This is a genomic window from Streptococcus ovuberis, assembly GCF_012396585.1.
Taxonomy (GTDB): Bacteria; Bacillota; Bacilli; order Lactobacillales; family Streptococcaceae; genus Streptococcus; species Streptococcus ovuberis.
Genome location: NZ_JAAXPR010000012.1, coordinates 28,701 through 55,302, shown reverse-complemented (window position 1 = coordinate 55,302; position 26,602 = coordinate 28,701). Strand labels below are relative to the sequence as shown.

Annotated in this window: 21 protein-coding genes and 2 pseudogenes; 8 read left to right on the top strand and 15 right to left on the bottom strand. The window is 41.9% G+C overall.

Annotated features, from left to right (window positions below; translation table 11 throughout):
• Positions 1-114 precede the first annotated feature (114 nt).
• The gene (locus HF992_RS07425; RefSeq protein ID WP_168549415.1) at positions 115-1,032 is read left to right on the top strand and encodes a helix-turn-helix domain-containing protein; all 918 of its coding nucleotides are present in this window, start codon (positions 115-117) and stop codon (positions 1,030-1,032) included.
• A gap of 242 nt (positions 1,033-1,274) precedes the next feature.
• Here the strand turns inward: HF992_RS07425 and HF992_RS07420 are convergent, their stop codons facing one another.
• Positions 1,275-5,183 carry a polysaccharide lyase family 8 super-sandwich domain-containing protein gene (locus tag HF992_RS07420; RefSeq protein ID WP_168549414.1) on the bottom strand — a complete coding sequence of 1,303 codons (3,909 nt, stop codon included), beginning with the start codon at positions 5,181-5,183 and terminating at the stop codon, positions 1,275-1,277.
• 552 nt (positions 5,184-5,735) lie between these two features.
• Between HF992_RS07420 and HF992_RS07415 the strand changes: the two genes are divergently transcribed.
• From HF992_RS07415 to HF992_RS12390, 3 genes and pseudogenes are all read left to right on the top strand, one after another.
• Positions 5,736-6,764: a helix-turn-helix domain-containing protein gene (locus tag HF992_RS07415; RefSeq protein ID WP_168549413.1), complete on the top strand. Its 1,029-nt coding sequence runs from the start codon at positions 5,736-5,738 to the stop codon at positions 6,762-6,764.
• Positions 6,765-7,727: 963 nt separating this feature from the next.
• Positions 7,728-8,375: pseudogene (locus tag HF992_RS12395) on the top strand (helix-turn-helix domain-containing protein); the annotation flags it as partial.
• A 102-nt stretch (positions 8,376-8,477) separates the two neighbouring features.
• Positions 8,478-9,398: pseudogene (locus HF992_RS12390) on the top strand (IS3 family transposase); the annotation flags it as partial.
• A gap of 74 nt (positions 9,399-9,472) precedes the next feature.
• Here HF992_RS12390 and ptsP read toward each other — a convergent pair.
• The gene (gene ptsP, locus HF992_RS07405) at positions 9,473-11,206 is read right to left on the bottom strand and encodes a phosphoenolpyruvate--protein phosphotransferase (protein WP_168549412.1); all 1,734 of its coding nucleotides are present in this window, start codon (positions 11,204-11,206) and stop codon (positions 9,473-9,475) included.
• Between the two features lie 2 nt (positions 11,207-11,208).
• Complete coding sequence (locus HF992_RS07400; RefSeq protein ID WP_168549411.1) at positions 11,209-11,472, bottom strand: phosphocarrier protein HPr; 264 nt, start codon at positions 11,470-11,472, stop codon at positions 11,209-11,211.
• Positions 11,473-11,717: 245 nt separating this feature from the next.
• Between HF992_RS07400 and HF992_RS07395 the strand changes: the two genes are divergently transcribed.
• Both HF992_RS07395 and citG read left to right on the top strand, forming a co-directional pair.
• Complete coding sequence (locus HF992_RS07395; protein WP_168549410.1) at positions 11,718-12,416, top strand: GntR family transcriptional regulator; 699 nt, start codon at positions 11,718-11,720, stop codon at positions 12,414-12,416.
• Complete coding sequence (gene citG, locus HF992_RS07390; RefSeq protein WP_168549409.1) at positions 12,409-13,293, top strand: triphosphoribosyl-dephospho-CoA synthase CitG; 885 nt, start codon at positions 12,409-12,411, stop codon at positions 13,291-13,293. Before HF992_RS07395 ends, citG begins: the two co-directional genes overlap by 8 nt.
• A gap of 72 nt (positions 13,294-13,365) precedes the next feature.
• Here the strand turns inward: citG and HF992_RS07385 are convergent, their stop codons facing one another.
• Positions 13,366-14,418 (bottom strand): AbrB family transcriptional regulator, encoded by a 1,053-nt coding sequence (locus HF992_RS07385; protein WP_168549408.1) that lies wholly within the window; start codon positions 14,416-14,418, stop codon positions 13,366-13,368.
• A gap of 142 nt (positions 14,419-14,560) precedes the next feature.
• On the opposite strand from HF992_RS07385, the gene citC reads away from it, so the two are divergent.
• Positions 14,561-15,607 carry a [citrate (pro-3S)-lyase] ligase gene (gene citC / locus HF992_RS07380; RefSeq protein ID WP_168549407.1) on the top strand — a complete coding sequence of 349 codons (1,047 nt, stop codon included), beginning with the start codon at positions 14,561-14,563 and terminating at the stop codon, positions 15,605-15,607.
• Between the two features lie 45 nt (positions 15,608-15,652).
• Here the strand turns inward: citC and HF992_RS07375 are convergent, their stop codons facing one another.
• The 9 genes from HF992_RS07375 to HF992_RS07340 form a co-directional block, all read right to left on the bottom strand.
• Positions 15,653-17,044 (bottom strand): oxaloacetate decarboxylase subunit alpha, encoded by a 1,392-nt coding sequence (locus tag HF992_RS07375; RefSeq protein ID WP_168549406.1) that lies wholly within the window; start codon positions 17,042-17,044, stop codon positions 15,653-15,655.
• Positions 17,045-17,103: 59 nt separating this feature from the next.
• Positions 17,104-17,652 carry a citrate lyase holo-[acyl-carrier protein] synthase gene (gene citX / locus HF992_RS07370; protein ID WP_168549405.1) on the bottom strand — a complete coding sequence of 183 codons (549 nt, stop codon included), beginning with the start codon at positions 17,650-17,652 and terminating at the stop codon, positions 17,104-17,106.
• Complete coding sequence (gene citF / locus HF992_RS07365) at positions 17,645-19,180, bottom strand: citrate lyase subunit alpha (RefSeq protein ID WP_168549404.1); 1,536 nt, start codon at positions 19,178-19,180, stop codon at positions 17,645-17,647. Before citF ends, citX begins: the two co-directional genes overlap by 8 nt.
• A gap of 1 nt (position 19,181) precedes the next feature.
• Positions 19,182-20,069, bottom strand: a complete 888-nt coding sequence (gene citE / locus HF992_RS07360; protein WP_168549403.1) for a citrate (pro-3S)-lyase subunit beta — start codon at positions 20,067-20,069, stop codon at positions 19,182-19,184.
• Positions 20,057-20,362, bottom strand: a complete 306-nt coding sequence (gene citD / locus HF992_RS07355; RefSeq protein ID WP_168549402.1) for a citrate lyase acyl carrier protein — start codon at positions 20,360-20,362, stop codon at positions 20,057-20,059. The genes citE and citD overlap by 13 nt, the downstream gene beginning before the upstream one ends.
• Positions 20,363-20,436: 74 nt before the next feature.
• Positions 20,437-20,571 (bottom strand): OadG-related small transporter subunit, encoded by a 135-nt coding sequence (locus HF992_RS12215; protein ID WP_281346972.1) that lies wholly within the window; start codon positions 20,569-20,571, stop codon positions 20,437-20,439.
• 16 nt (positions 20,572-20,587) lie between these two features.
• Positions 20,588-21,715, bottom strand: coding sequence for a sodium ion-translocating decarboxylase subunit beta (locus HF992_RS07350; protein ID WP_168549401.1), 1,128 nt, complete (start codon positions 21,713-21,715; stop codon positions 20,588-20,590).
• A gap of 79 nt (positions 21,716-21,794) precedes the next feature.
• On the bottom strand, positions 21,795-22,181 hold the full coding sequence (locus tag HF992_RS07345; protein WP_168549400.1) for an acetyl-CoA carboxylase biotin carboxyl carrier protein subunit: 387 nt from the start codon (positions 22,179-22,181) through the stop codon (positions 21,795-21,797).
• A gap of 27 nt (positions 22,182-22,208) precedes the next feature.
• Positions 22,209-22,526, bottom strand: coding sequence for a hypothetical protein (locus HF992_RS07340; RefSeq protein ID WP_168549399.1), 318 nt, complete (start codon positions 22,524-22,526; stop codon positions 22,209-22,211).
• A gap of 422 nt (positions 22,527-22,948) precedes the next feature.
• Between HF992_RS07340 and HF992_RS07335 the strand changes: the two genes are divergently transcribed.
• Positions 22,949-24,352 (top strand): CitMHS family transporter, encoded by a 1,404-nt coding sequence (locus tag HF992_RS07335; protein WP_168549398.1) that lies wholly within the window; start codon positions 22,949-22,951, stop codon positions 24,350-24,352.
• 170 nt (positions 24,353-24,522) lie between these two features.
• Here HF992_RS07335 and proC read toward each other — a convergent pair whose 3' ends face one another.
• Positions 24,523-25,320 (bottom strand): pyrroline-5-carboxylate reductase, encoded by a 798-nt coding sequence (gene proC / locus HF992_RS07330; protein ID WP_168549397.1) that lies wholly within the window; start codon positions 25,318-25,320, stop codon positions 24,523-24,525.
• A 25-nt stretch (positions 25,321-25,345) separates the two neighbouring features.
• Positions 25,346-26,587, bottom strand: coding sequence for a glutamate-5-semialdehyde dehydrogenase (locus HF992_RS07325; RefSeq protein WP_168549396.1), 1,242 nt, complete (start codon positions 26,585-26,587; stop codon positions 25,346-25,348).
• Positions 26,588-26,602: the final 15 nt, after the last annotated feature.

The following is a 26,602-nucleotide window of genomic DNA, read 5'->3' as shown; positions in this document are numbered from 1 at the left end:
TTTCTTCAAGATTGTGTCATCTAGTCTATAATAGATAACAGAATAATTGCTCTGGACTGTTAGGAACGCTAATGAGCGCAATTATTCAAATTTATTTGTTGGAGGATTTTTTGAATGTCACAGTCAGTAACAAGTTTTGGCGCCGCTTTTAGAAAGTTGCGCCAACAAAGAGGGTATAAACTCAAAGAAGCTGCTGGGGATATTGTTAGTCCGCAGTTTCTCAGTCGATTTGAAAGGGATTTAGCAGGCATTTCTGTCGATAAGTTCAGTCGCTTATTGGTTCGTATTGGAGCGAGTTGGAACGATTTTCTTAGATGTTACAATGGAGATTGTTTGACACATTTAATTAGCACCCTTGAGAATTTTAAAGAGTTCTATGATTCGAAAGATTTTTATCAATTCGCTCAGGTTGCTAAGCAATCTGTTGAAGAAAGTTATAGAGACCATCCGTTAATGAAGCAACTCATCACTGGTGTTATCAACGTTCATCTTGCTATTTTGAATCAAGAGGTATCCAAATGTAAGAGGGAACTTGATGCGTTAAAACTTTACTTATCGTCTATTGATACTTGGGGTGATTTGGAATGGTTTATTTATTCTTTTATGGTAGATGAATGTCCGATGGCCATGATTCAATTTAGGACGGAACAAGCTATTGGATTTTTACGTACTTCACGACTGACTACTTTAACTCCAAAAGGGATTATGACAATTATTTTTCACGGTATCAGAGTGCTTTGTCTGCACAGATTTCTTGACGTTGCAGAAGAGATGGTCTGTTTGTTAAAAAAGGAATTAAAGAGGAGTAAGTATAAAACGTATGTTGTTGAGCACTTGGCATTGAAATGCTATGTCGCGTTAATACTTGTCTTAAAGAACCGCCCTGAGGGATTAAAATTGGCTAAAAAGTGCATAACAATTTTTGAAGTGCTGGAAAATGATTTAGATATCTCTCATCTGACATTATCGAAAAATCTTTTCTTTGCTTTTATTGAGAAACATCGGGACAAAAGCATCCCTTTTGACTGGTAATGGTAGATTTCAAAAGAACAGCAAATCCCTACTTTGTTTTCACGACCAAACCATCAACAATAAGAAAAAGCTCAAAATCAATTGATTAGAAGACCTTGATTTTGAGCTTTTTAAATGTTCTCTGCAAACAGCTATCAGACAGCATACGATGTTCCACTTCAAAACACAAAAAATCATTTATTAAAAAGACCGTGTAATACTATAGAAGTGGAAAGCCACTGTTTAATGTCTGTTAAAGTGTTCTAGTCACGGTCCTTTCTAATTTTGAAAAAACCAAGTAGTGAGATTAGGTTTAACCCAATTAAGCTAATCCATGATGTCTGTTCGCCTGTATGAGGAAGGCTCTTCTGAGACAGATGAGTTGCTATGCCTGTTGCAACAATAGGTTGTTTTTGCAGGAGCAAATTATCTGATTTAACTAGGTGAAGAGATGGTGGTTCTACTTCAGGGGAATCTGTTTTTTCAGTGAATTGTTCTGATGTTGTTTTATGGAGATGAGACATCTTATTTTCCAGTTGACTAGGTTTCTTAGTAAATGTCAACATAATGCAATAGCCCTCTGATTTAGCAACCTCTGTTCTGGTTACAATAAAATCCGGCGCATTCGTTTTGAGCCGCTTAATCTCTGCTTCCACAGCCTCTTTGTTGTAAAACGGAATTTCTACTGCTTGCGAGCTGTCTTTTTCGCCCGTCTTAACGATGAGAAGGTATTTTTCTTTGTAAAAGTCGAGCAGAATGCGATTGCCATGGATAAATTGATTGACATATGAGTAGTGTCTCTCTTTGTAGGTGGAGATATGCTCAGCCAATTTTTTCTGTAAGTCATCCGGTGCACCGCGGAATGCAGATTCCGTTATCCCCTTGTCCGTTCTCAGGAAGATAGTGTAGTTTTCTTTGTTGTCTGTAGGAAGCGACGGCGATTGAGGTGCTTCTTCCTTTGGTGTTTCTGGTAGTAAAAATTGTACCTTATCACTTATATTATGAGTTTGCATGGTGATAGGATTGTAAAATTTTCCTGTATAAGAGTTGTCATCAAGTTGTTTGATCAAATAAAGTCCCGGCTCTTGGAGTGTGAAGTGATTGGCTACGGTTCTCTTATCATCATCATATTTTGTTATTGTCCAGACTTTTTGCTCAACATCGTAAATAACTTGTTCGTTCGCATCGTTATTTAACAATTGCACGTTTAATTGTGATCGAAGCTTGTCAAATGTTTCTTTATCAATGTTTGGCACCATAATGTAAGCATAGGCATCATGTGGATGATGATGTTCCTGCTGAATGGTTAAGAACGAATTGCTCACTTGCTGATCAGTTTGAGCGTGATTGATATTTTTCCAATTTCCCTCTTGTTGTTTACGGCTAATGGTTATTTGAGTAGGTTTAAAGAAAAGATAGCCAATGTTCTGCCCATTTTCTGGCTTCTCAAGGAATATAGATGTCGTTTCAGGAAGAGCCACCTTTTCTTGTGAAACCAGTACTTGTTTTCCATTGATGTAGACGAAATAAGGAGTCGTTTCTTTTCGCTGTTCAATTGTTGTGTAGGCTCTTTCTGATGAATTATTTTGAATATCACTTCCTAGAAAAACAATTTTATCGTTTAGAATAGTCCAAGATTTTTTCGCTGACAATGTTTTGTTCCAATTGCTGAATACCATGCTTGCTAAGGCATGATATTGATCAAGTGCCAAACTTCCTACAAAGGAAGAGGGTAGGGTTGCTTGTCCAGTTTTTGAAAAATCTGTTTTCACTAAATCTTGGGTAGCATCTGCACGTTTCTCGGTAGTTTCGGTTGTTCCTGGTAAATAATAAGGGTTTACTGTTGCCCAGTAATTTTGACTATAATGCCCTAAATCACTGTTATAAAGGTAAAACATGCCGTCACCAGTATACCAACCCCGAACATTTTCGTTGTTCATGGCTTCATAGTTTTGAGTTCTGTTTGAGTGCATTGATAATGCAAAGCCAAAACCCTTTTTAGCGTTATACATAGCCAATTTATCCATGTGGTTGAAAGTAGTGATATGAGATGGTTGCTCTATAATTGGAATCTTCGTGTCCGTTAATAAGTTTTTGATAGCAGTGAATTCTCGGTAAGTTCGCAGATTGTTATAAACACGATAAAAATGATCAGACTTTAAAATAGATTTAACTGCGGTCTTTAGTTTTAGCTGTTTTTCTTGTTCAAATAAGTCAGCTAAAAGCGTTATTCCTCTAAGCGCTTCCACTGCTGCAACGTGTCCTTCACTGGTTGCACGACTAATTGCACGACCACGACTCATATCCATCAATTCTCCATTAATGATTAATGGCAAAAATGCTTTATCAATCCACTGGTAGATCACAGCTAATTTTTCCTGAGATAGTTTAACAGCTGACTTTTGAATAACTGGTAATAATTGTGCAAGGCCATCGAGAAGGACATTACCATAAGCACCTGTGTAAGCAACATTTGTATGAGCGATATAGGAGCCATCTTCATAGAAGCCTTCACCAGATGATGTTAATGTAAATAGCTTGCTTAACGAAACGACGGCATCTGCTATTTCTTTAGCATCTTGGCGTAATATTCCAGCAATAACTTTGACGCGCCCCATATCAACTAAATTGCCACCCAAAGCCTCGAAACGGCTATTGGGCAAAGTACTTCGGAAATAGCTTGGATCTGGAACAAACTTTTCGATGGGCGCGGTGTATTTTTGAATGTCGTTATCAGAAAAATAAGGATACATCAGAGATAAAATGTTATTGATAGCACGAGGGGCTCCAATTTCATAGTCCCACCAATTACCAGAAATGCTCTTGTGCTCATTATATGCTTGCTGATACAGCTGCTCCATGCTATTTTTGACTAATCTGATGACTCGCTCATCTAAGTAATAGATTGAATGAGGGTTTGTGACTTGTTTAGCCATATCTTCTAGTTTACGATAGCTACTCGTAAGAAGGCTTGACGTCTTAGCGAATTCAGAGGCTTCAGGCAACAATTTTTGTTCATCTGCAAGCAATAAGTGGTGCTCAACTTTTTTTTCTAATTCTTGATGAAATTTAGCCATGTCTGGATTTTTAGGATCATATAGATCATTTCCTGCAATTGCGTTGTTCCACGTTTTTATCAGTTCAGAGTAGGTATTGCTAGCTGGAGTGACTGTCAACTGAATTGTTTTGACGAGCTCTCCAGATTGGTTTAGTACTTTAAGAACTGTTTGTCCAACTGATTTTGGTAAAATAATCGCACCAGAAAGTGAAGCATAATCTGTATTGACTAGCTCATAATGGTAACGATCGCTGTGCAGAACATGTTTTTTATGAAGAGGGAGGGAAATGCTAGACTCAGTTTCAAGGATGGCTGTATCCTCTTTGGGAGGTTCCATTATCCCAAAATGAATATGTCTAAATGCAACTTGTCCCTTACCTTTTTCATAAAAAATCTCAAGTTTAACAGAGTTGATACCTTTTTGAGGTTCAAAAATCCCATTAACCGTATGCCAATCAGTGGTTCCTGTTGTCATGTCAGAATGCCAAATCTGCTTTTGTTGTTTGCCTTCGAAACCTAACAATCTGATGAACGCATTGCCGGTTTTATCTTGGCTTTTGATATCAAAATGAATGTGATATTTTTGGCTGTCATCAATGGTAACAGTTTGGTGAACGACTCCTCTAAACTCTTTTTGACTCCCCATATTTAGTTGATTTTGGCTATCAATAGCAATTGTTGGGGTAGTGTCAATTTGGGTTTTTGATTTATCAATCCAGGCATTCCATGATTGAGCGGATGTATCAGACCATTGTCCAGACTTTGGTGCTGTTTCTGTAAAATCGCCATTTTTTAATAAATTTATGTTGGAGCTTTCATTAGTTTCTGAAACAGGAACAGTTGTATCGTTACCACCAACAAGAGGAAGGTCCTGTTGTTGCTCTGAGGCATCAGCCTGTTTTAGGTGAGGAGAGATGTTATTAATATCACTGTTAGTTGCCGGAGCCTCTGTCTCTAATTGGCTAGGCTGTTCATTGTTATCAGAGAGGATTTGGGGAGATAGTGTTTCAGGTTCAATTTCAGTCGCCCTCACAATACCTTGAGTTTCTACTGAAATAATACTTAAAATAAGCGCAGACCACAATAAATGACTTAATTTTATTTGTTTTTTCATTTTACGATCATCTTTCTTTTTTATTAAACCGGTTTACCAAAGAGACTATAACACATTTCGTAAAATAAAGCAAGCGATTACACACCTGAATACGACAAACTCTAAGTAGGCTTAGCCTGCTTAAGAGTTTGTCATGTAGATATCCTCTGGATTCTATTTTTTCGCTCGGTTGTAAAATAACGTACAACACAAAAGGCAGCGTGATCTGCAATACTGGAAAATTGCTAAACTGGTATCAGAAGCGAGACAAAGATGTCCACGATCTATTCTACCACTTATAAGGACCGGCACAAGGAAGAGCGCGGCTAGATTCGAGCTTCCCTAGCAGAAGGCAAAAGATAGCTGAAATCGCTCAAGGAAATGGCAGAACCGTTCAACCATCTCGCGAGAAATCAAACATGTTAGCGGTTGGTTGACCATAATAGGTCTATTTCACTGCAATCATATCAACCATTTTTACATATTATCCCCTTGATTTTCTATTGTTATTTGATTGGTTGCGAGTATAATAAAGATAAGAGCTCTTACATCACTCATCTGGAGGTCATATACATGCACACCATTGGACAAAAAATCAAGGCCCTTCGTTTAAAAACTGGACTGAGCCAGACACAATTAGCTGAGAAACTCGGTTTATCTAATCAAGCTATTTCAAAATGGGAAACTAACTTTTCACAACCTGATATTGGTCTTTTACCTGATTTAGCTAGTCTCTTTGGCATTCGAATTGATGACTTATTTGACTACACATCTGAAAATTTTTATAAAAAGATTGAAAATACTTTAGAATACGGTACCCCCTTAACCCATCAAGAATTTCAGCAATTCGAAACATTTCTATTAGGACAGCTCACAGAAGTCCCCGACCACTACCGTGCTAGCTCCATTTTGGGCGGACTCTATCTAAAATATGCTGATCAATTAAAGAAAAAAGCAGTCACCTATGCCAAAAAAGCTCTAGAATTAGAACCTAATAGCAAATATACCATTAACATCATTAATAACGCTTCAGAAGGGGCACTCTACGATTGGGACGTCAAAAATCATCACGACTTAATTGACTATTATCAAAAAACCTTACTAGTCGCACCAGAGAACAAACGCCTCTATTTTTATCTCTTAGATAACCTCATTGATGACAGACGGCTGGAGGACGCTCGGCAAACCTTGAAGGCATCCTATGAGCACAACCCAGATCCTTTGAATGACTACTACACTATTTTTATCGAAGAAGCGGCCAAAGGCTTTGCTGCTGTTAAAGCAGATTATCTGAATCTTGCAGGACAATTTGCCGACGATTGGCGAGTTCTTTTCTCAGTCGCCAATTCCTTCTCACAAAACGGTTATTACCAAGAAGCCATTCCTATCTGGGAAGCCGCCTTTCATGCCCAAGAAAAACCACGTTATACCGATTACTACGAGTCTATCGCCCAGTGCTATATCCGACTAGGTAACAAAACTGCTGCTATTGAGGCCTACAAGCAAGTCCTCAAAACCTTAAAAGAAGACTGGAATTATCGCTTTGGATCAGATATTGATCGGATCAACGATAAAATTCTCCAATTATCATCTAATGAGTAGAGAAAATCCTTAAGAACACTTCCACTTCCTATCAGGGCAGTAAAGAGTGTGGGACTCAATCGGTGCCCCAAAGGAATCGCTTTTCCATCCTTTTTCCATTTTTGAGATTCGGGCTGAAACAGTCCACTGGACCGTATTTGACACTTGCTTTGCAAGCCTCATTTCCCGATTAAAAATGGCCCCCCAGTCCTTTTTTGACACTTGCTTTGCAAGTTTCATTTCCCGATTGAAAGTGGGACAAAAATCGGTAATTCGCCAGCATTCGATGAGTCGTTAGTCTACCTCCGCATAGCTCAAACAGTCAGGGAAGTGACTGTTTGAGGTTGGAAATTTGGGAAAGATATTTCCCTCATTCGTTAGGGCTGTAAAAGCTGATAAAATCAGGGAATTAGAACCCACTCACCCACTGCGCCTTGTTTGAAAATTAAAAATCACTTGAGAGGTTAGGACTTTTGTCCCAGTCTCAACCCACTTCCACATAGCTTCAACAGTCAGGGGAGTGACTGTTGAAGATGCGAGCCTTGAAACTAGATAGCGAGCAACAGTCAGGGGAGTAGCCGTTTGAAGTCGGAAATTTGGAAATCATGGTTTCTCTCATCCGTTAGGGTTTTAAAAGCTGATGAAATCAAGCTATTAGGGAGTAGAGTTACTTTACAACTCACGCTTTCCTCCCACCTTCAAGGCTCAAACGCCTTGAAGTGCTCCCTAGCGGCTCATTGGTGCTAACGCACCTTATGATCGGTGCAGGGTAACACCAAAATTGGCAAAGCCAGTATGGTCTCTTCTCAATTTCTAGGAGATAAAATTGGACTCCCTAACTCCAGGCTGTCCAAGCTCCCAATTACTGCATCTTAGTTAGTGAACAATCATAAAAAGGAGAGACTAGGACGTTTTGATATACTCCCCTTATAGTGGACAGTGAAAAAACAAAAATTCACTAGAAACTAAAAGGGGCGTTTTCGTATGTCAAAAAGAAGTCCAAAATCAGTAGAGGAAAAACGAGAGATGATAAACTTGTATTTAGAAAAAGGGAAATCCATTTCAAGCTTAATAAGGGAATATGGCGTCAGTGATACAGCCCTTAGAACTTGGGTTCGTAAATACCAACAGCTAGGTGTAGCAGGATTAAGAGAAAGTAGAAATTGGATAAGATACTCAAAGGAAGTCAAAGAACAAGCTGTACAAGATTATCTTAATGGAACAGGGTCAACGTATACTATTTGTGACAGGTATCAACTATCCTCTAGAAGTGTTCTCGAAAAGTGGATAAAACGGTATACTAGTGGTAAAGAAATCAAAGCAACTAGTAAAGGATTAAGGCGTATGAACCAGAGACGTAAAACCACTTTTGAAGAACGGGTGGAGATTGTCAACTTCACAATTGCTCATGATAAGGACTATCAGGCAGCGATTGAGAAATATGGTATTTCCTACCAACAAGTTTATTCCTGGGTTAGAAAGTTTGAGAAGGATGGTCGTCAAGGACTCCTAGACCGCAGAGGTAAAGGGTTAGACAGTAAACCGAACCTTACCCCAGAAGAAAAGTTACAGCTCAAAATCAAGCAACTCGAAGAGCGCAACCGCTATTTAGAGATGGAGGTAGGACTTCTTGCAGTTGCTTGTTGCCAATCGTGTCGTCACCTTGTTCCTAACGCTTGGACAAGCCTTGCAGGGCTATCCGTAACTCGCTTTGCTTCAAACGGCTAGCGCCAAAAAGTTGGAAGACAGCAGACGAAGAAACCGACGGTAAGGATTGGACACTACTTCGAAGAATTTCGAGCCATCAAAGATTATTCTGATAAGCCTAGTGAAGCTTCTATTAGCCAGTTATGCCAATTGCTTGGAGTGTCTCGTTCAGGCTATTACAAGTGGCTAAATCATAAGCAAACGACATCTGAGAAGACGAATCAAGACCTACTACAAACACTCACAGGCTTACACAAAGCACATAAGGGAATTTTAGGCTATCGTCGAATGACGCGAGCTGTCAATCGGAAACTGGGAACAACTTATAACAAAAAGCGTATTCGTCGCTTAATGCGTATTCTTGGTATCTCATCAGTTATCCGTCGTTCTAGAGGCTATTGTACGAAGATAAGTTTTATCAATATCGAAGAAAATCTTCTCAATCGAGAGCTTACAGCTCAGTCACCTAATCAAAAATGGTGTACAGATGTGACTTTCTTACAGTATGGACGAGGTTGTAAGGCTTATTTAAGTGCTATTAAAGACCTATATGATGGTTCTATCGTGGCTTACCATATCAGTAAGCACAATGATAATCCTCTTGTTATGGAAACTCTAAGAAAGGCAATAGAGATTAACTCAGGAGCCACACCGCTGCTTCATAGTGATAGAGGCTCCCAATACACATCGCGAGAATATCGCATGGTAACAACACAATATCAGATGACACGTTCAATGTCACGAGTTGGTAAATGCATTGACAATGCGCCAATTGAGAGTTTCTTTGGTCACTTTAAGACGGAGTGTTATGATTTGAAGACCTACAAGACATTTGAGGAGTTAGTCGCTGATATTGATGACTATATCTATTTTTACAATAACGAACAATTTCAAGAGAAGCACAACGGCCTTGCCCCTCTTGAAATGAGGAACAAGGCCGTTGCTTAATCTTTTATTATGTCATTGTCCACTTGACAGGGAGCAGTTCAATATGTCCCAGCCTCTTTTTAGCAATTTTTGGGTTAGTCAAAGTTGACGTATTCTTTTTGCAGTTCAAGCACTTCTTCTGCTGTTGAACATTCAGTCAACGCACAATGAGCATATTCTTCCATCTTCTTGGTATCAAGCGTTTTCATCAAGCTACGTGTCCGAAGGACAGAAGTCGCTGACATGGAGAACTCATCCAAGCCCATACCAACCAAAAGTGGTACAGCTTGCTGGTCACCCGCCATCTCACCACACATACCAGCCCATTTGCCTTCAGCATGCGCTGCTTGGATCACATTATTGATTAAGCGCAGGATAGAAGGATTGTATGGCTGATAGAGGTAAGAAACCTGCTCATTCATGCGGTCCGCTGCCATAGTGTACTGGATTAAGTCGTTAGTACCGATGGAGAAGAAGTCCACTTCTTTAGCAAACTGGTCTGCTAACATGGCTGCTGCAGGGATTTCAATCATAATACCGACTTGGATATCATCTGCTACGGCAACACCTTCTGCAACCAACTTAGCCTTTTCTTCATCAAAGACCTTCTTCGCAGCGCGGAATTCAGTCAAGAGTGCCACCATTGGGAACATGATGCGAAGTTGTCCGTGTACAGACGCCCGAAGAAGCGCACGGATTTGTGTACGGAACATAGCATCGCCTGTTTCAGAGATAGAGATACGAAGGGCACGGAATCCAAGGAATGGGTTCATTTCGTGCGGCATATCAAAGTATGGCAACTCCTTGTCACCACCGATGTCCATGGTCCGAACCACAACTGGCTTGCCGTTCATGCCTTCAAGAACAGCCTTGTAAGCTTCGTACTGTTCATCTTCCGTTGGGAAATCTTGAGAATCCATATAAAGAAACTCAGTACGGTAGAGACCCACGGCCTCAGCACCGTTGTCATTTACCCCTTCAACGTCTTTTGGTGTACCGATGTTGGCTGCAAGCTCAAAGTGTTTGCCATCCGCTGTTACGGTTTGAGCATCTTTCAAGAGTGCCCATTCTGCTTTTTGCTTGGCATAGGCTTCACCAGCTGCCTTGAACTCAGCGATAACTGCTTCAGATGGGTTAATCACCACTTCACCTGTAATTCCGTTAACCGCCAAGATATCACCGTTTTTCACGATTTCAGTGATGTTGTTGGTTCCAAGAACGGCAGCAATCTCAAGGGTACGCGCCATGATGGCAGAGTGAGAAGTCCGGCCACCGATGTTGGTGACAAACGCCTTGACAAAATTCTTATCCAACTGAGCCGTATCAGATGGGGTCAAGTCATGAGCAATAACGATAGACTCTTCTGAAATAGCTGCCGGATTCGGTAAAGTAACGCCCAATAGGTTCGCTAATACACGTTTGGCCACATCACGGATGTCCGCCGCACGCTCTTGCATATACGGGTTATCATCCATCCCTTCAAATAAGGTAATGAACATGTCTGTTACTTCTTTGAGACCTGTTTCAGCATTGGTCTTCTTAGCACGGATCGTTTCTTTGATTTGACCAATCATTTCTGGGTCAGAGAGAACCATGAGGTGGGCATCAAACACAGCTGCCGCCTCTTCACCTAAGCTACCTACTGCTTTTTCACGGATAAGAGAAAGCTCGTTTTGTGAAGCTTCAAGAGCTACATCTAAACGAGCTTCTTCTGCATTTGTATCTTCAACTGTTACAGTTTCAAAAGACAAATCCGGTTGAACAAGTAGATATGCTTTAGCAACAGCAACACCGTCAGATGCTGCAATTCCTTTAAGCAATTCAGTCATTCTTATGCCAATCCTTCTTTTTCCATTGTTTCTGTAATTGCTGCAAGTGCTTCATCAGCGTCTGCACCTTCAGCAGAGATTGTTACGTCAGCACCTTGACCAACACCAAGACTCATCACACCCATAATAGATTTCAAGTTTACAGATTTACCTTTGTACTCAAGGGTGATATCTGATGAGAATTTGCTAGCCGTTTGAACCAACAAAGTTGCTGGACGTGCGTGAATACCTGTTTCTGCCACTACGTGGAAATCTTTTGAAGCCATGTGGTTTCTCCTTTTGTGTTTACATTTTTTAGATTATCACTCCTGATAACCCTTACAATTTTAAATTATACCATGTTTTAAAGTTTTTTTCAAATGTTTAACCATAGGTTTTCAGAAAATTATTTTAAACACTAGAACTGGTGAATCTTTTTGTGCTCTATCGTTCAAATTTTATCAAAAGATACTTTTTAATCCGAAAGAATTTAGGTATAATAATGATGATACTTGAAAGGAACCGATCACCTATGAATCCTATCATTGAGGCTGTAAAAGCAAACTTTGATCTCTCGCAAAATATTCCCTTAAAACAGGCTTTTTATGAGGCCTTAAGGAAAACAATTATTCTTAGCCAGATCCCCGCTGGTAGTCGTATCAATGAAAAGGAATTTTCGACAGAGCTAAACATCAGCCGTACTCCTATCCGTCATGCTATCAGCCGTTTAATAGATGAAAAGCTTGTTGTCCAAACACCTAAGAAAGGGACCATTGTAAAAGGGATCAGTGCTAAAGATGCGGTCGAAATCTTCGATATACGAAAAGCTTTAGATACCTTGGCAACAACCAAAGCGATGAATAAGATGACTGAGTCTGATTTTGCTGAAATGGAAGCCCTCTTGAACGCCTGCAACGACTTAATCAATGACGATAACAATATCGAAAAGATTTTGGCGAACTTCAACCAATTTAACAACATGATCTATGAGAAAAGCCAGATGTTGCGCTTGCGCGAAATTGTGACAGAATTGCAAACCTATTTGGTTTATTTTCGAGAAATCTCTATCTCATCTTTGAAGCGACGCAAGCGTGCTCTGGAAGAACATTGGATTATCTACCGTAGTATGAAAAACCGTGATGTGGATCAAATAACGCTCATCACTCATGAACATTTGAACCATTCTCTTGACTTTATCCTAAAAGAAATGGATAACCAATCCCATGACTGATCGGCGACTACACTACTTTAGTCAGATGGCTACTAAAGCCCTTCTCTACGAAATTTCCCTGAGCCCAAAACCTGGTTTAGTTGACCGTTTTGACAATGGTGCCCACCAGGACATGACCTTTTCGACCTTTATTGATAGCATCTTAGCGCTTGCCCCACACTTTTGCATGTTCCTTCAAATTGGCTTTGACTACTCGGGAGAAGATTTCCGTCAGCTCTTTGAGTTACTGCGCCAACAAGGGATCAAAGCTGAGCAAGATATGTTTCTTGCCACCAACGGAATCAACACGCACAAGGGGGCTAATTTTTCTCTGGCTGTTCTTTTAGGGGCTACTGGTGTTCATTTGCGCAAGCATCCTCATTTCTTAGACGATCCCTCTCTGTTTTCAGTGTCAGATTCCACTGCTATATGTCAGACCGCAGCAAAGATGTGTCACCATTTACTTGAAGCTGATTTCAGTCAATTGGCTTCTAAGAAAGAGCTCTCTTACGGAGAGAAACTCTACCTTCGTTATGGTATAAAAGGCCCCAGAGGAGAAGCTGCAGACGGTTTTCCAACCCTTAGAAATCAAGCTCTCCCCTTTTTCAGGGAGAAACTTAACCATAAGGATGCAGAATTAGCCCAATTACAACTACTAACTTATCTGATGAGCCTTGTCGAAGATGGTAATCTGATTCATCGTGGCGGCCTAGAGGCATGGGAAACCGTTAAAGAAGAGTGTTCAGCTCTGCTTCAACAAACATTAGACAAAATTGCTTTCATCCAGCAACTCAAGCAGTATAACGCGCTTCTTATCTCGCGCCATCTCAGTCCAGGAGGCTCAGCTGACCTGCTTGCCCTGACCTTCTACTTTGCATTCTTGGAAGGTATTTTCTAATCCGTTTTCAATCATACAATAAGCCCTAGCAACACGTTATCAAAACGTCTCCTAAGGCTTTATTTTTATCCATTAGAATAAGGTTAATAAAAGCTTAACCATTAGGGGCATAAGAACCACCGTGTAAAGTATTCGGCTAATCTGAATAACTGCGATTTTGGCCATATCTCCTCCTAAATCTCCGGCCATGAGGGTCAAATCGGTCGCTCCTGCTGGAGAAGAGGCGAACAAAGCTGACTGCAAATCAAGCATCCCTCGCTTAGAGAGCCAGAGACCAAAGACAAGATTGATCAGCAAGTAGCTGCTTAATAAGAGAAGCACAGGCACAATCAAGTGTACCATTTGGCTAATACTACTACGGGTAAAGCTGGTTCCAATCATAGAGCCGGCAAAAATCTGCGCCAGATAACGAATTGGACTGCTCAACTGTCGAGTGTGAAAGCGTAGCTTAAGACAGGATGAAAATAGCAAAGCAAAAATCAAGGTCCCTACCGGAAGTCCTGTCCATCGGCCAATTATCCCTCCAATTGTCGCCACAGTGAGGACTTGAACATTAGTGAGCCATTGTTTCCTTGAGAATCCCTTTTTAGCCTTCTGAATCCGTTGACTGCTGATTTCCTTAGCTTCTGAAGGAGCTGCCAATCGCCTAGTCCAAAAAGAAATCCATAACGGTAAAATCATTAAAATCCCCATCAACCGCGCAGTTTGAACAGTAGCCACAATATCAGCCTGAGCCCCCATATCTACCGCCATGAGGGAAACATCCATAATTCCACCAGGCAAACAACTCAAAAAAGCCGTGACAGGTGTCATACCAAAGAATTGGATAAATACCAATCCCATAAGAAAGGTATTCAAGGTAAAAAGCCCCATCAAAAGTACAATGATTTTTCCCAATCCTGGTAGACTTCTAAAATCTTCTTGTTTAATCGTTTGTCCAATATAGGCACCGCTAATGATCTGTGCGATGATTTTCATTGCTTTGGTTGTCACCATATTTCCACTAAGCATAGAAACCACAGCAACAGCTATCATGCTACCAATCATAAAAGGAGCTGGAAATTTCAGTTTTTTAGCAACCAAGCCTCCAAATGTCCCTACTAAAAGTGTTATAAGAAGCGACATTTTCTTTTCCTCCTTAATCAATCCAAGAACCATTATAGCATATCCCTAATTGGCACAACTGTTAATATAAGAAAAAAATCACATAAAAACCATGCACTTAATCCATAAGCTGATATAATAGTAAAAAATAGAGAGGACCGACATGACTGACTATACTATTTCCACCATTTTCCCATTGGATCGAAAAGCTAACGAAAAAGTCACCCAACTGTTAACCCAAGAAGGCATCCGTCGTGATGCTCACCTTGATTATACTTGTGCCATTTACGATAAGGATGAGCTTATCGCCACCGGATCTACATTTGGCAATACCTTGAGATGTCTGGCGGTATCTAGCCATTATCAGGGGGAAGGGCTTTTGAATCTCATCGTCAGCCATCTCATGGATTATCAATTTGAGCGAGGAAATTTTCATCTTTTTTTGTACACTAAATCTGATACTGCTCATTTTTTTGGTGACCTCGGTTTCGTTGAGATCGCTAGCGTTGACGGCTTAATCAGTTTTAGAGAAAATAAAAAAACTGGTTTTCATGATTATCTCAAAACCTTAGAACGGCCCACACAAGCTCCTAGAAAGGTGGCTGCTCTAGTCATTAATGCCAATCCTTTTACCTTAGGCCATCAATATCTAGTGGAAAAAGCTAGCGCTGAGAATGACCTCCTCCACCTGTTTATTGTCAGTGAGGATGCCAGTCTTGTTCCCTTTTCTGTCCGAAAAGAATTAGTCATCAAAGGAACAGCCCATCTGAACAATATTATCTACCACGATAGCGGGCCTTATATGATTAGTCAGGCCACCTTCCCTTCTTATTTTCAAAAAGACCAACAGGCTGTTATTGAAAGTCAAGCGCGCTTGGATCTGGAAATCTTCAGGCGGATTGCTGAAGAACTCGATATCCAGCACCGCTATGTCGGAGAAGAGCCAACCAGTTTTGTGACGAACCTTTACAATACAGTTATGATGGAAAAATTGCCTACTTATGGGATCAATTGCCATATGATTCCACGAAAAACCTTTGAGAGTGGCACCGCTATTTCGGCTTCAATAGCCCGTCAAGCACTAAAAGACGGAAATTGGGCGCTTCTTGAAAAGCTACTCCCAGAGACGTCCTTACAGTTCTTCGCTTCCAAGGAAGCTCAGCCCATTATTGAGCGCCTTCAGCAAGAAAAAGATGTGAGACATTATTAAAAAATAGCCTAATCCCTCAACTTTTAGGGGATTAGGCTATTTGACTTAATTCACATCAATACTAACTGCAACCGTTTGGACAGGCACATCATAGAACGGATCTTCTCGACGTCCCAAAAAGTCACGAGCCTGCTGAGGGAAGGAAGCGTAACTTAAGACATCTTCTTCACTCTTAGCATAAGCAGCAATTTCCTCGCTCAAGATTGGCAACTGTGGCTCAATCAAGTCAGCAGGACGTACCGAAACCACTTCCTCGTCACCAATAATCTTTTCCTTGATTCCAGGAGCAAGAGGAGCTGGCGATTGCCCATAAAGGCCACGGACATAGTCTTTGATTTCATTTGGAACGACTTTATAGCGCTCACCAGAAATCACATTCATCAAAGCCTGGGTACCAACCATTTGTGACAAGGGAGTTACCAATGGTGGGTATCCCAGGTCTGCACGAACGCGTGGCACTTCCGCCAAGACCTCTTCGTAGCGATCTGCCAGACCTTGTTCAGTCAACTGACTCAACAAATTAGACAGCATGCCTCCAGGCACTTGATAGATTAAGGTTTTTGGTTCAAGGTCTTTAACTTTGGGATTCAAGATACCTGCTTCACGATAGTTATCGCGGATTTTATTGAAATATTCTGCAACTTCTTCAACTTTTTTCAGGTCAACACCTGTTTCAAAGCCAAATTCTTCCAAGGCAATGACCAAGGATTCCGTTGCAGGTTGGCTAGTGCCGCCAGCGAAACTGGAAACAGCGGTATCAATGATATCAGCCCCTGCTTCTGCCACCTTCAGATAGGTCATTTCTGAAATCCCTGAGGTAGCATGTGTATGGACTTCTAGGGGTAAATCGGTCACCTCTTTAATCCGTTTCACCAAGTCATAACCTGTTTTCGGTGTTAAAACTCCAGCCATATCCTTGATGCAGATAGAATCTGCTCCAATTTCAGCATAGCGTTTGGTTAAGTCTACAAAGTAATCAACCGTGTGGACAGGACTTGTTGTATAGGAAATCGCAACTTGTGCATGACCGCCTGCCTCTTTGGTTGCTTTTATCGCCGTTTGAAGATTGCGTGGATCATTTAAAGCATCAAAGATACGAACAATGTCAATCCCGTTTTCAATTGATTTTTGAATAAAACGAGTGACTACATCGTCGGCATAATTACGGTAGCCAAGTAAGTTTTGACCCCGAAGAAGCATTTGAAGCTTTGTGTTCTTGACGGTTTTACGAATGGTGCGTAGACGTTCCCAAGGGTCTTCGTTAAGGAAGCGTAGGCAGGAATCAAAGGTAGCACCTCCCCACATTTCCAAGGCATGATAACCTGCTTGATCTAATTGCTCAAGGACAGGAATCATTTCTTCTGTCGTCATCCGAGTAGCAATCTGACTCTGCTGACCGTCACGCAAAACCGTTTCAGTAATACGGATTTTTGTCATGAATTCTTTCTTTCTATTCTTTTATAAAACTATGGAACTTGTCAAACTAGCTATTGTCCTTAATCTGTCTTGAAGTCACCAGTTGCTCTGATGAGCTTGGCAATGGCCATTTGCATCTCTGTCACACTATGTTTCCTACTTCTGCTACACTCTTTGGCAATAGCGGGGCAGACATAGCACGTTCTAGGCGAAAGACCTAGCTGTGTGCGACTAATAGGAGTTACCTGCTGATCAGTCAACTCGACAACATCCAGGTCCACCAAGCGCCCGTAGGCACTGTTGTCCTCAATTGCGACAAGCACTGTTTTCAAGTCTAAGGGAGATAAAGTCGAAACCAAGTAATACTCATCGCCTGTCTCTAACTCTAGCTTCTTACAAAACAAAATCTTATCAGACAGTTGCTCTTCTATCTCCTTGATAAGGCGTTCAAATACCTCGGCTAAAACATCAGAACGTTTCACAGGACCTGGAATATTCATCGTTGCGCAGAGAAGAGAAGCACCTGTAAAGCGTTCCAATAGGGATCGCTGACGATAAGCTCGCTTCTCTCTGGCATCCAGCATCTCAGCTAAAACAACTTCTTTTCCATCAAAGATATTTTTACACATTTCTCACAACATCGATCAAGCTACCATCACGGTACTCAATCAAAGCAACGACCTTGTCACCATACTGAATTGGTTCAGGTGTCCCAACAATAGCGTAGGCTTTTTCTTGAAGCTCTTTGATCGTGTATTGAGGAACTTTAAGATCTTTGAAGTGATCAATCAAATCAGGGCGATTAGGGTTAATGGCAATCCCAATTTCCGTAACAACCACATCTACTGAAGTCCCTGGCGTGATCACGGTATTGACAGATTCGACAAAGGTAGGGATGCGACCACGGACCAAGGGAGAGATAACCATACTCATTTTGGCTGCAAAGGCAGTATCACAGTGACCCCCAGAGGCACCACGGATAACCCCATCAGAACCCGTCATAACGTTCACATTAAAGTTAGTATCCACTTCAAGGGCAGAGAGAATACACGTGTCCAGTATATTAATAGCCGAACCCTTGCTCAATGGTGAGGCATACATATTGGCGTCAATTTCCAAATGCTTGCCAACATGGCGCTCAAGCGATAAAGCAGACGGATGATCAAAGTCTTGCACATCAATGATGCGTTCCACTAGGCCTTCTTCCAACAATTCAACCATGGCATTGGTAATACCACCCAGGGCAAAACCTGCTGTGATGCCATCTTTAAGCATGGCTTCCCGCATAAAGCGTGTTACAGCGAGGGAAGCGCCACCTGTACCTGTCTGGAAAGAGAAGCCTTCTTTGTAGTATGGTGAATTAGTGATTACCTTAGCTGCGTATTCAGCGATAAGGAGTTCCTTAGGGTTCTTCGTAAAGCGCGTTGCCCCTTTAGCAATCCCTTTCGGATCGCCTATCGCTTCCACTTCAACAACATAATCAACATCTGTTTGTGGAATAGAGATTGGAGAGTTAGGATACGGCACTAAGGTATCTGTAATGATAACGACTTGATCGGCATACTTTGCATCAACCATCGCGTAGCCCAAAGAACCACAGGTTGCCTTTCCTTTTACCCCATTTGCGTTGCCATAAGCATCTGAAGAGGGGGCCCCTAAGAAGGCTACGTCAATGTGAATGTCTCCTGCGGCAATCGCGCGCGCACGTCCACCATGAGAGCGGATCACTACTGGATTTTCCATAATACCAGCAGAGATAGCCGCACCGACCTTATCCCGAAGACCAGACGATGTAATATTGGTTACAACACCATTTTTAATATGGTCAATTAATGGCTCATGCACATTCGCGATAGAACTCGGTGCAATAGAAAGGTTTTTTATGCCCATCTTAGCAATTTCGTCTAAGACCATATTCATGACATAGTCTCCCTCACGGAAGTGATGGTGGAACGAAATCGTCATCCCATCCTTGAGGCCTGTTTTTTCAATAGCCTCACGGATTGAGCCTAATAATTTTTCATCTCTTGGTTTGACTGGTTTGATCCGACGAGTTGATTCCTCATAAGGTTTGATATTGGTCAACTCGCTTTCAAACACGCCATATTTTTCTGCGTATTCCGTTGGAATATCACGTCCTAAAGCATTTTTCACCATTTTACAATTCCTCCTCAGTCAGCACACCAGCTGCCTTAGCAAGCATAATGACACGTTCTGCACGTTCTACAATGGGTTTATCAATCATTTTACCGTTTAGGGCAATAACACCTGAACCCTTGCTTTCTGCCTCTCGGATAGCCCAAATCACCTGCTTGGCATTGTCAATTTCTTTTTCCGTTGGTGTGTAAATCTCATTGACTAAAGGAATTTGCCTTGGGTTAATCACAGATTTCCCATCAAAGCCAAGTTGTTTGATATGGGTTACTTCCGCTTGGAAGCCTTCAGTATTATTGACATCAGAATACACCGTATCAATGGCTGCGATCCCTGCTGCACGTGCAGCGTGTAAAATCATGCTACGCGCAAAGAATAGCTCCTGACCATCAGGATAACGGCGGGTTTTCATATTGGTCACATAGTCTTCTGCACCCAGGGCAATCCCAATCAAACGCTTAGAAGCTTTAGCGATTTCAGGAGCGTTCAGGACACCCTCGGCAGACTCAATCGCTGCCATCATTCGGGTACGCCCAACTGGAATACTATATTCACGTTCGACACGCTCAATCTCTGCTTCAACGTCAATGATATCTTGAGCTGTTTCTGTCTTAGGCAAACGGACAACATTGACACCCGCCGTAACAACTGCTTCAATATCAAGAGCACCGCAAGTATCTAAACCATTGATCCGAACAACTGTCTCGACTGAGCTATAATCAAAGGTTTTCAGCGCAAAATGCACCAGAGCTCGTGAGGTATCCTTTTCTTTTAAAGATACCGAATCTTCTAGGTCAAACATGATGGAATCCGCACCGTAAAGCGGCGCATCACGTAACATACCAGCATTGGCACCTGGCACAAACATCATTGTTCTTCTTAAACGTTCCATGCGTCAATCTCCTTCCAGTTCATCGCCTCAACTCCAGCTGCGCGGTGAACAGCTGCAATTGTCCGAGCTTGGATAGTACAATCCAAAGCTCCCTTATCAACAGCAGTTACTTGCGCTGCTTCAATACCAAGATTTTCTAAGGTTTTAGTAATGACTTTCCGAATTTGGTTCCCAAATTGTTTTTCAACATTAGATTCAAGGTCAATCGTAATACCTTGACTTGCTGGCGCAATGGTTAATTGAATATCACTTGATTCCAGTGATCCAGCAACAGCAGTTTGTTTAATATCCATAACTCACCTCTTATTTTTAGGATAATCGGCGGCGCGAGCAGGCCGAAAGCCTGCAGGGTCGCACTTGTTTGAAATTACTTTTTAGCAGGAAAAATTTTTAGCAGGGCAGCTGCTGATGCGTATAAAATTCCCAATACTAGGAAGACACCAGCCATTCCAAGAACCATCAACTCAAGGGACTGGTATAAATGTTCCATATTAACTGTCATCTTAATACTCCTTCTCTTAACTAAAGAATGCTAAAAGCAAGCCACCTGCAATAACTGAGGCAATTTGTCCAGAAACATTGGCTCCAACAGAATACATCAAGATAAAGTTCTGTGGATCCTCATCTGTTGCCATTTTTTGGATCACACGGCTTGACATAGGGAAGGCAGAAATCCCTGCTGCACCAACCATCGGGTTAATCTTGTTGCCTTCCTTACGGAAAAGATTAAGGAATTTAGCAAATAAAACGCCGCCGATCGAATCCATGATGAAAGCAATCAGACCAAAGAAGATAATCATCAAGGTTTGCAGGTTCAAAAATTGATCCGCCTGCATTTTCACAGAAATGGTTAACCCTAAAAGAATAGAGATGATATTGACCAATTCGTTCTGTGCTGTTTGTGACAGACGATCCAGGACCCCACACTCACGCAGGAGATTTCCAAACATCAGGAAACCAACTAGAGGAAGAGAGATTGGAGAAATGAACCCAGCGACCAAGGTAATCACGATTGGGAAAAGAATCTTAGTCAATTGAGACACATTTTCTGACTTGTAGGTCATGCGAATCCGACGTTCTTTTTTAGTCGTTACCAATTTGATTGCAAAAGGTTGGATGATTGGCACCAAAGCCATGTAAGAATAAGCCGCCACTGTAATTGGCCCTAAGAGATTAGGGGCTAATTGATTGGCAACAAAGATGGAGGTTGGTCCATCAGCCGCACCGATAATCCCAATCGAAGCCGCTTCTTTAATGTCAAAGCCTGCTAAAACAGCGACAACTACAACAAAGAAGATCCCAAATTGGGCTGCTGCTCCAAACAGCATCATAAATGGATTTTGAAGCAAGGGACCAAAGTCAATCATAGCTCCGATACCGATGAAAATCAACAAGGGAAACAGTTCTGTTCCGATACCAAAGTGGAATAATTCTTCAAAAACCCCGGCCTGCTCAATGCCATTGACCGTCTGATTTAAAACCCCAGTATTTGGGAAGTTTACTAGGATGGTCCCTAATCCCATAGGAACCAAGAGCGTTGGCTCGTATTCTTTCTTAATCCCTAAATACATCAATAGAGCCCCGATCAGCATCATGATGATTTGAGGAAGGGTAATAGAGGTTAGTCCTTCAATTAAAATATGCACACTATCACTTCTTTCTATTTTTTGGCAATACTCTTCTAAGGTTGTCAGAGCATTTGAGTTAATTTGTACACGCTAACGCTTAACCGATAGTAATCAGACCATCACCAGGGTTAACTGTTTGCCCTTGAGTTACATGGATCCCTGTAACTGTTCCTGCTGAACTTGCTACGATTTCATTTTCCATTTTCATCGCTTCAAGAATCATCAAAGGCTGATTTTCCGCAACAGTGTCTCCCACATTGACAAGAATGCGAAGAATAGTGCCTGGCATCGGAGCCTGCAAAGCATCTGCTCCTGCAACTGATGAAGCTACTGTGACAGGTGCTGCCACTTCTTCGGCTGCTGGCGCTGAGGCTACTGCTGGGGCTGGCACCGCAACTGGAGCTGGAGCTGGCGTTCCACCAATTTCTTCCATTTCTACTAAGTACTCTTTGCCATCGATAGCAATTTTGAATTTCCGTAACATAAACTGTTTCTCCTTTTTTAATTAAACTTATTTCTTTGTATAAATAGACTTGATAGCAAATTGACTATCTGGATAATCACCTGCTGCGATACTTGAGGCAATCAATGAAACCGTTAAAGCTTCTGGATTGCGCTGCATAATTCTCTTGACGACAAATTGACTGTCAGGTCTATCTCCAGCAGCTATCGCTGTTGCAATCAGGCTAACCAAGTCATAATCTTCTTGACTCGCTGGTATAAAACCTGGCAAAGCTTCCCAGCCATCCAAGTCATTGGGCAGTTCCGAAATAGCTATTGGTGCTTCTTCATCGCGAGATTTTCCAAATAATCGTTGAAAGAATCCCATAGCAACCTCCTCTCTTGAGCAAAACTATAGAAATTAGTAACAGATTCTTGACTTTGTTACTGTCTTAACATTTCTAATACTATTATATAATAAGTTTTTATAAAGCTGTTGGTCTTTTTGTGTTTTTTTGTAACGCTTTCAATTTTGCTCCATTCCTTGAAAAAATTTTTCAAAAAAAGGAAAAATGCCACAAATAATGGTTTTATCAAGGTTTATGGCTATCAAAATTCATCACTATCTATCCATTATTGTCAAGTTTTTTGCTCAAACCTGTGTTTTTTTTGTGTCTTTTCTCACAACACCGTCTTTCTTTTTCAACCGCTTTCATCTATAATGATGATGTAAGGTCTAATACACCTTCATATTTTATTCAAGTTCAATAGGCCATATTGACTAAAAAAACAAAAAGGGGAGAACTACCTATGTTATTGACTGTTTTGGCTTACGCCATGATCATTGTCTTCATGTATGTCGTGATGACGAAAAAAATGTCACCATTTACATCACTCGTTTTAGTACCCTTGGTCTTTGCTGCTGTACTTGTCATCACTGGTTCAGCAGACTTGACTGCGGATGCTAAATTCGTCTCATTTGTCGGCGAAGAAGGAAGTGTCAATGGCTTGACAGCTATTGGTGACATGGTCCTTTACGGGGTAAATACCACCGCTAAGACCGGTATCATGTTGCTCTTTGCCATCCTTTATTTCTCAACCATGCTTGATGCAGGACTTTTCGACCCGATCACTGAAAAAATGATTCGGTTTGCCAAAGGTGACCCAATGAAAGTGCTTATTGCAACAGCTATCGTTGCCGCAGCAGTTTCGATGAACGGTGATGGAACAACTACAACACTGATCGTGGTTTCAGCTTTCTTGCCAATCTATAAGAAACTCAATATGAAGATTATGAACCTTGGTGTCTTGATTATCCTCCAAAACACTATCATGAACCTTCTTCCTTGGGGCGGTCCAACTGCGCGTGCCATGTCTGTTTTGGGTGTTGGTGCTGAAATCCTCGGTTACCTTGCTCCTGGGATGCTTCTGTCACTCCTTTACGTGATCCTTTGGGTAGCTCCTAGCATGGGACGCAAAGAACGTGCGCGTCTTGGAGTTGTTGAATTTACAGAAGCTGAATTGCATGAATTGACTGATATCACCGATCCTGATACATTAGCTATTCGTCGTCCTAAAAATTTCTGGTTCAATGCTCTCTTGACCATCGTTCTCATCGCTTGGTTGGTAGCTGGTTCCTTTATCGAAGAAATTGAACTTGCACCACTCTTACTCTTTGCTGTTGGTACTGTTATTGCTCTCATGGTGAACTACCCAGTCCTTAAGGATCAATCCAAACGGATTGGGGATAATGCTGGTGATGCTGTTCAGGTCGTTATCTTGGTCTTTGCTGCTGGTATCTTTATGGGTCTCTTCCAAGGATCAGGTATGGCAACAGCTCTAGCCAATAGCTTTGCAACAATCATTCCTAAACAATTGGCTGGTTTCTGGGGGCTTATCATTGCCTTGATCTCAGCACCTGGTACTTTCTTTATCTCTAACGATGGCTTCTACTACGGTATCTTGCCAGTTATGGCTGAAGCTGGTGCTTCTTATGGATTCACACCAGAGTCAATGGCACTTGCTTCTCTCATGGGACAAGCCTTCCACTTGCTCAGTCCACTAGTTGCTTTCATCTACCTGCTTCTTCGCTTGACAGGCCTTGATATGGGAGAATGGCAACGTGAATCTGCCAAGTATGCTACGGTCATCTTCATCATCTTCGTTGTAACAATTATTGCAACAGGACAAATGCCATTGTACTTACCACAGTAATTTCTAAAAACTTGAATAAGAAAAATATGAAGACCTCATTTCACCTGAATGGAAGAGCGATAAAACGCTGATCGCCTTCAGCAGGTGAACGCAAAAAGCAACAGCCTTTGCGGCTGTTGCTTTTTGCATAGATAGCGTCTCTACTCAACTATTCCTGAGTGAAGAGATGTCTAATTTCCCAATTCCTTGGTTCGTGCAATGGCACAATTGACTGCTGAGATCGCAGCATGACGGAAACCATTTTCCTCAAGCGCAACGATACCTGCAATGGTTGAACCACCAGGTGACGTCACCTGATCCCTTAATACCGCAGGATGTTGACCACTGTCCAAGACCAACTGAGCAGCGCCCAACAGTGTTTGGGCAGCTAATGCTAAACTATCCGCACGTTGAAGCCCATTTTGGACACCAGCATCAGCTAATGCTTCTATAAATTGGTAGACAAAAGCTGGCCCGCAACCCGCAATTCCTGTTGCAGAATCCATTAGATGCTCTGGTAATTTGAGCAACTGTCCTGATTTCGCCATCAAGGTTTCAAAGAGGACTTGATCATCTAGACTGCGCGCAGTATCCTTCAGTGCATAAGTCGTCATCCCCTGACCGACTGCAACTGGTGTATTGGGCATCATTCGAATCAAACCTGATTCTTGAGGCAATAGGGCGCTGAGCCGTTCTAAAGTCATTCCAGCAACCATGGAAATCCATAAGGCTTCAGGATTTTTAGCCATAGCCGCTGATTGGTCTATCAAAAACTGAACCATTTGAGAAGGTTTAAGTCCTAAAAAAATGACTTGACAGCTCTCATTGATGTCTTGATTGGAAGCAACCTCAGCTCCTGATAAATGCTTGGCCAGAGCTCTTGCCTTGTCTGGATTATGATTGGACAACACCAGCTCGTATCCTGCTGAAGCAACCGCTCTAGCAATAGCAGCACCCATGTTGCCAATTCCGATGACTCCAATTTTCATCCTTTTCATCTTCTCCTCTCAAACATCATGTCCGAATTTGACCATTGCCTGTAACGATGTACTTGTAACTGGTCATTTCCCGTAAGCCCATTGGCCCACGGGCATGCATTTTTTGGGTTGAGATGCCCAATTCACAACCCAAACCGAACTGTCCACCATCGGTGAAACGTGTTGAAGCGTTAACATATACCGCTGCGCTATCCACTTGAAGGGTGAAGAGGTCTGCTACTGCCGAATCTTGAGTGACGATCGCTTCGCTATGCCCTGTCGAATGCGCATTGATATGCCGGATAGCCTCTTTGACATTTGAGACCAACTTGACTGCCAGGATATAATCTAAAAATTCCATATCAAAGTCAGCCTCTCCTGCAGGTTCAAAAGTCGTCAAAAAGTCAGCTGCTCTCTCATCCGCACGGAAAATCACTTGGCCGGCCAAGGTCTCCTCCAATCTCGGTAAAAAGGTCTCAGCCAGGTTTTCATGCACCAAAAGCACCTCAATGCTATTGCAGACCGATGGACGGCTGGTTTTAGCATTGGTCGCGATTGCAAGGGCTTGATCTAAATCAGCCTCTTGATCAATGTAAAGGTGGCAAATCCCTGTCCCTGTCTCAATCACTGGAACCTTTGCTTGTTCGACCACTGCTTGAATCAGACCAGCACCACCTCTAGGAATCAAGAGATCGACCTTACCTTTAGCTGTCATCAATTCAATTGCAGATTGCCTACTGGTATCTTCAACCAGCTGAAGAACCTCTGGAGATAAGCCTGCTGCAATCAAGCCTGTTCTCAACGCATTGACAATGGCCTGAGCCGTTTGAAAGGCCTCCTTCCCCCCGCGTAAGATGCAGGCATTGCCGCTCTTAACCGCTAGGGCAGCAGCATCCGAGGTAACGTTGGGCCGACTCTCATAAATCATGGCAATGAGACCAAAAGGAACCGCCTTTTTGGTTAGTTTTAAGCCATTAGGCAACTTCTCTTCCTCAAGGATGCGGCCAACTGGATCTTCTAGCGCAATCAGAGCACGAATACCTGCCGCCATTTCCTGAATGCGCTCTGGAGTCAAAAGCAGACGATCAAGCATCACAGGTGCAATTGTCCCTTGAGCCCTTTCCATATCAGAGGCATTAGCCCTTAGAATATCTTGACTGGCTAGTTCTAAGTACCGAGCCATCTCCTCAAGAGCCTTATTTTTCAATTCTGTACTAGCAAAATTGATATCCCCCTTGTTGGCCAAAGCCAGGTCCAATAATTCTTGCGTTGTCTTCATCAATCTCTTCCTCCT

Excerpts from the sequence above, each read along its gene's own strand:
- citD (WP_168549402.1), bottom strand. The coding sequence starts at position 20,362 with ATGGATATTAAACAAACTGCTGTTGCTGGATCACTGGAATCAAGTGAT.
- citE (WP_168549403.1), bottom strand. The coding sequence starts at position 20,069 with ATGGAACGTTTAAGAAGAACAATGATGTTTGTGCCAGGTGCCAATGCT.
- proC (WP_168549397.1), bottom strand. The coding sequence starts at position 25,320 with ATGAAAATTGGAGTCATCGGAATTGGCAACATGGGTGCTGCTATTGCT.
- HF992_RS12215 (WP_281346972.1), bottom strand. The coding sequence starts at position 20,571 with ATGACAGTTAATATGGAACATTTATACCAGTCCCTTGAGTTGATGGTT.
- ptsP (WP_168549412.1), bottom strand. The coding sequence starts at position 11,206 with ATGACTGAATTGCTTAAAGGAATTGCAGCATCTGACGGTGTTGCTGTT.
- citG (WP_168549409.1), top strand. The coding sequence starts at position 12,409 with ATGACTGATCGGCGACTACACTACTTTAGTCAGATGGCTACTAAAGCC.
- HF992_RS07385 (WP_168549408.1), bottom strand. The coding sequence starts at position 14,418 with ATGTCGCTTCTTATAACACTTTTAGTAGGGACATTTGGAGGCTTGGTT.
- HF992_RS07335 (WP_168549398.1), top strand. The coding sequence starts at position 22,949 with ATGTTATTGACTGTTTTGGCTTACGCCATGATCATTGTCTTCATGTAT.
- citX (WP_168549405.1), bottom strand. The coding sequence starts at position 17,652 with ATGTGTAAAAATATCTTTGATGGAAAAGAAGTTGTTTTAGCTGAGATG.
- HF992_RS07395 (WP_168549410.1), top strand. The coding sequence starts at position 11,718 with ATGAATCCTATCATTGAGGCTGTAAAAGCAAACTTTGATCTCTCGCAA.
- HF992_RS07420 (WP_168549414.1), bottom strand. The coding sequence starts at position 5,183 with ATGAAAAAACAAATAAAATTAAGTCATTTATTGTGGTCTGCGCTTATT.
- HF992_RS07400 (WP_168549411.1), bottom strand. The coding sequence starts at position 11,472 with ATGGCTTCAAAAGATTTCCACGTAGTGGCAGAAACAGGTATTCACGCA.
- HF992_RS07425 (WP_168549415.1), top strand. The coding sequence starts at position 115 with ATGTCACAGTCAGTAACAAGTTTTGGCGCCGCTTTTAGAAAGTTGCGC.
- HF992_RS07325 (WP_168549396.1), bottom strand. The coding sequence starts at position 26,587 with ATGAAGACAACGCAAGAATTATTGGACCTGGCTTTGGCCAACAAGGGG.
- HF992_RS07415 (WP_168549413.1), top strand. The coding sequence starts at position 5,736 with ATGCACACCATTGGACAAAAAATCAAGGCCCTTCGTTTAAAAACTGGA.
- citC (WP_168549407.1), top strand. The coding sequence starts at position 14,561 with ATGACTGACTATACTATTTCCACCATTTTCCCATTGGATCGAAAAGCT.
- HF992_RS07375 (WP_168549406.1), bottom strand. The coding sequence starts at position 17,044 with ATGACAAAAATCCGTATTACTGAAACGGTTTTGCGTGACGGTCAGCAG.
- HF992_RS07345 (WP_168549400.1), bottom strand. The coding sequence starts at position 22,181 with ATGTTACGGAAATTCAAAATTGCTATCGATGGCAAAGAGTACTTAGTA.
- citF (WP_168549404.1), bottom strand. The coding sequence starts at position 19,180 with ATGGTGAAAAATGCTTTAGGACGTGATATTCCAACGGAATACGCAGAA.
- HF992_RS07340 (WP_168549399.1), bottom strand. The coding sequence starts at position 22,526 with ATGGGATTCTTTCAACGATTATTTGGAAAATCTCGCGATGAAGAAGCA.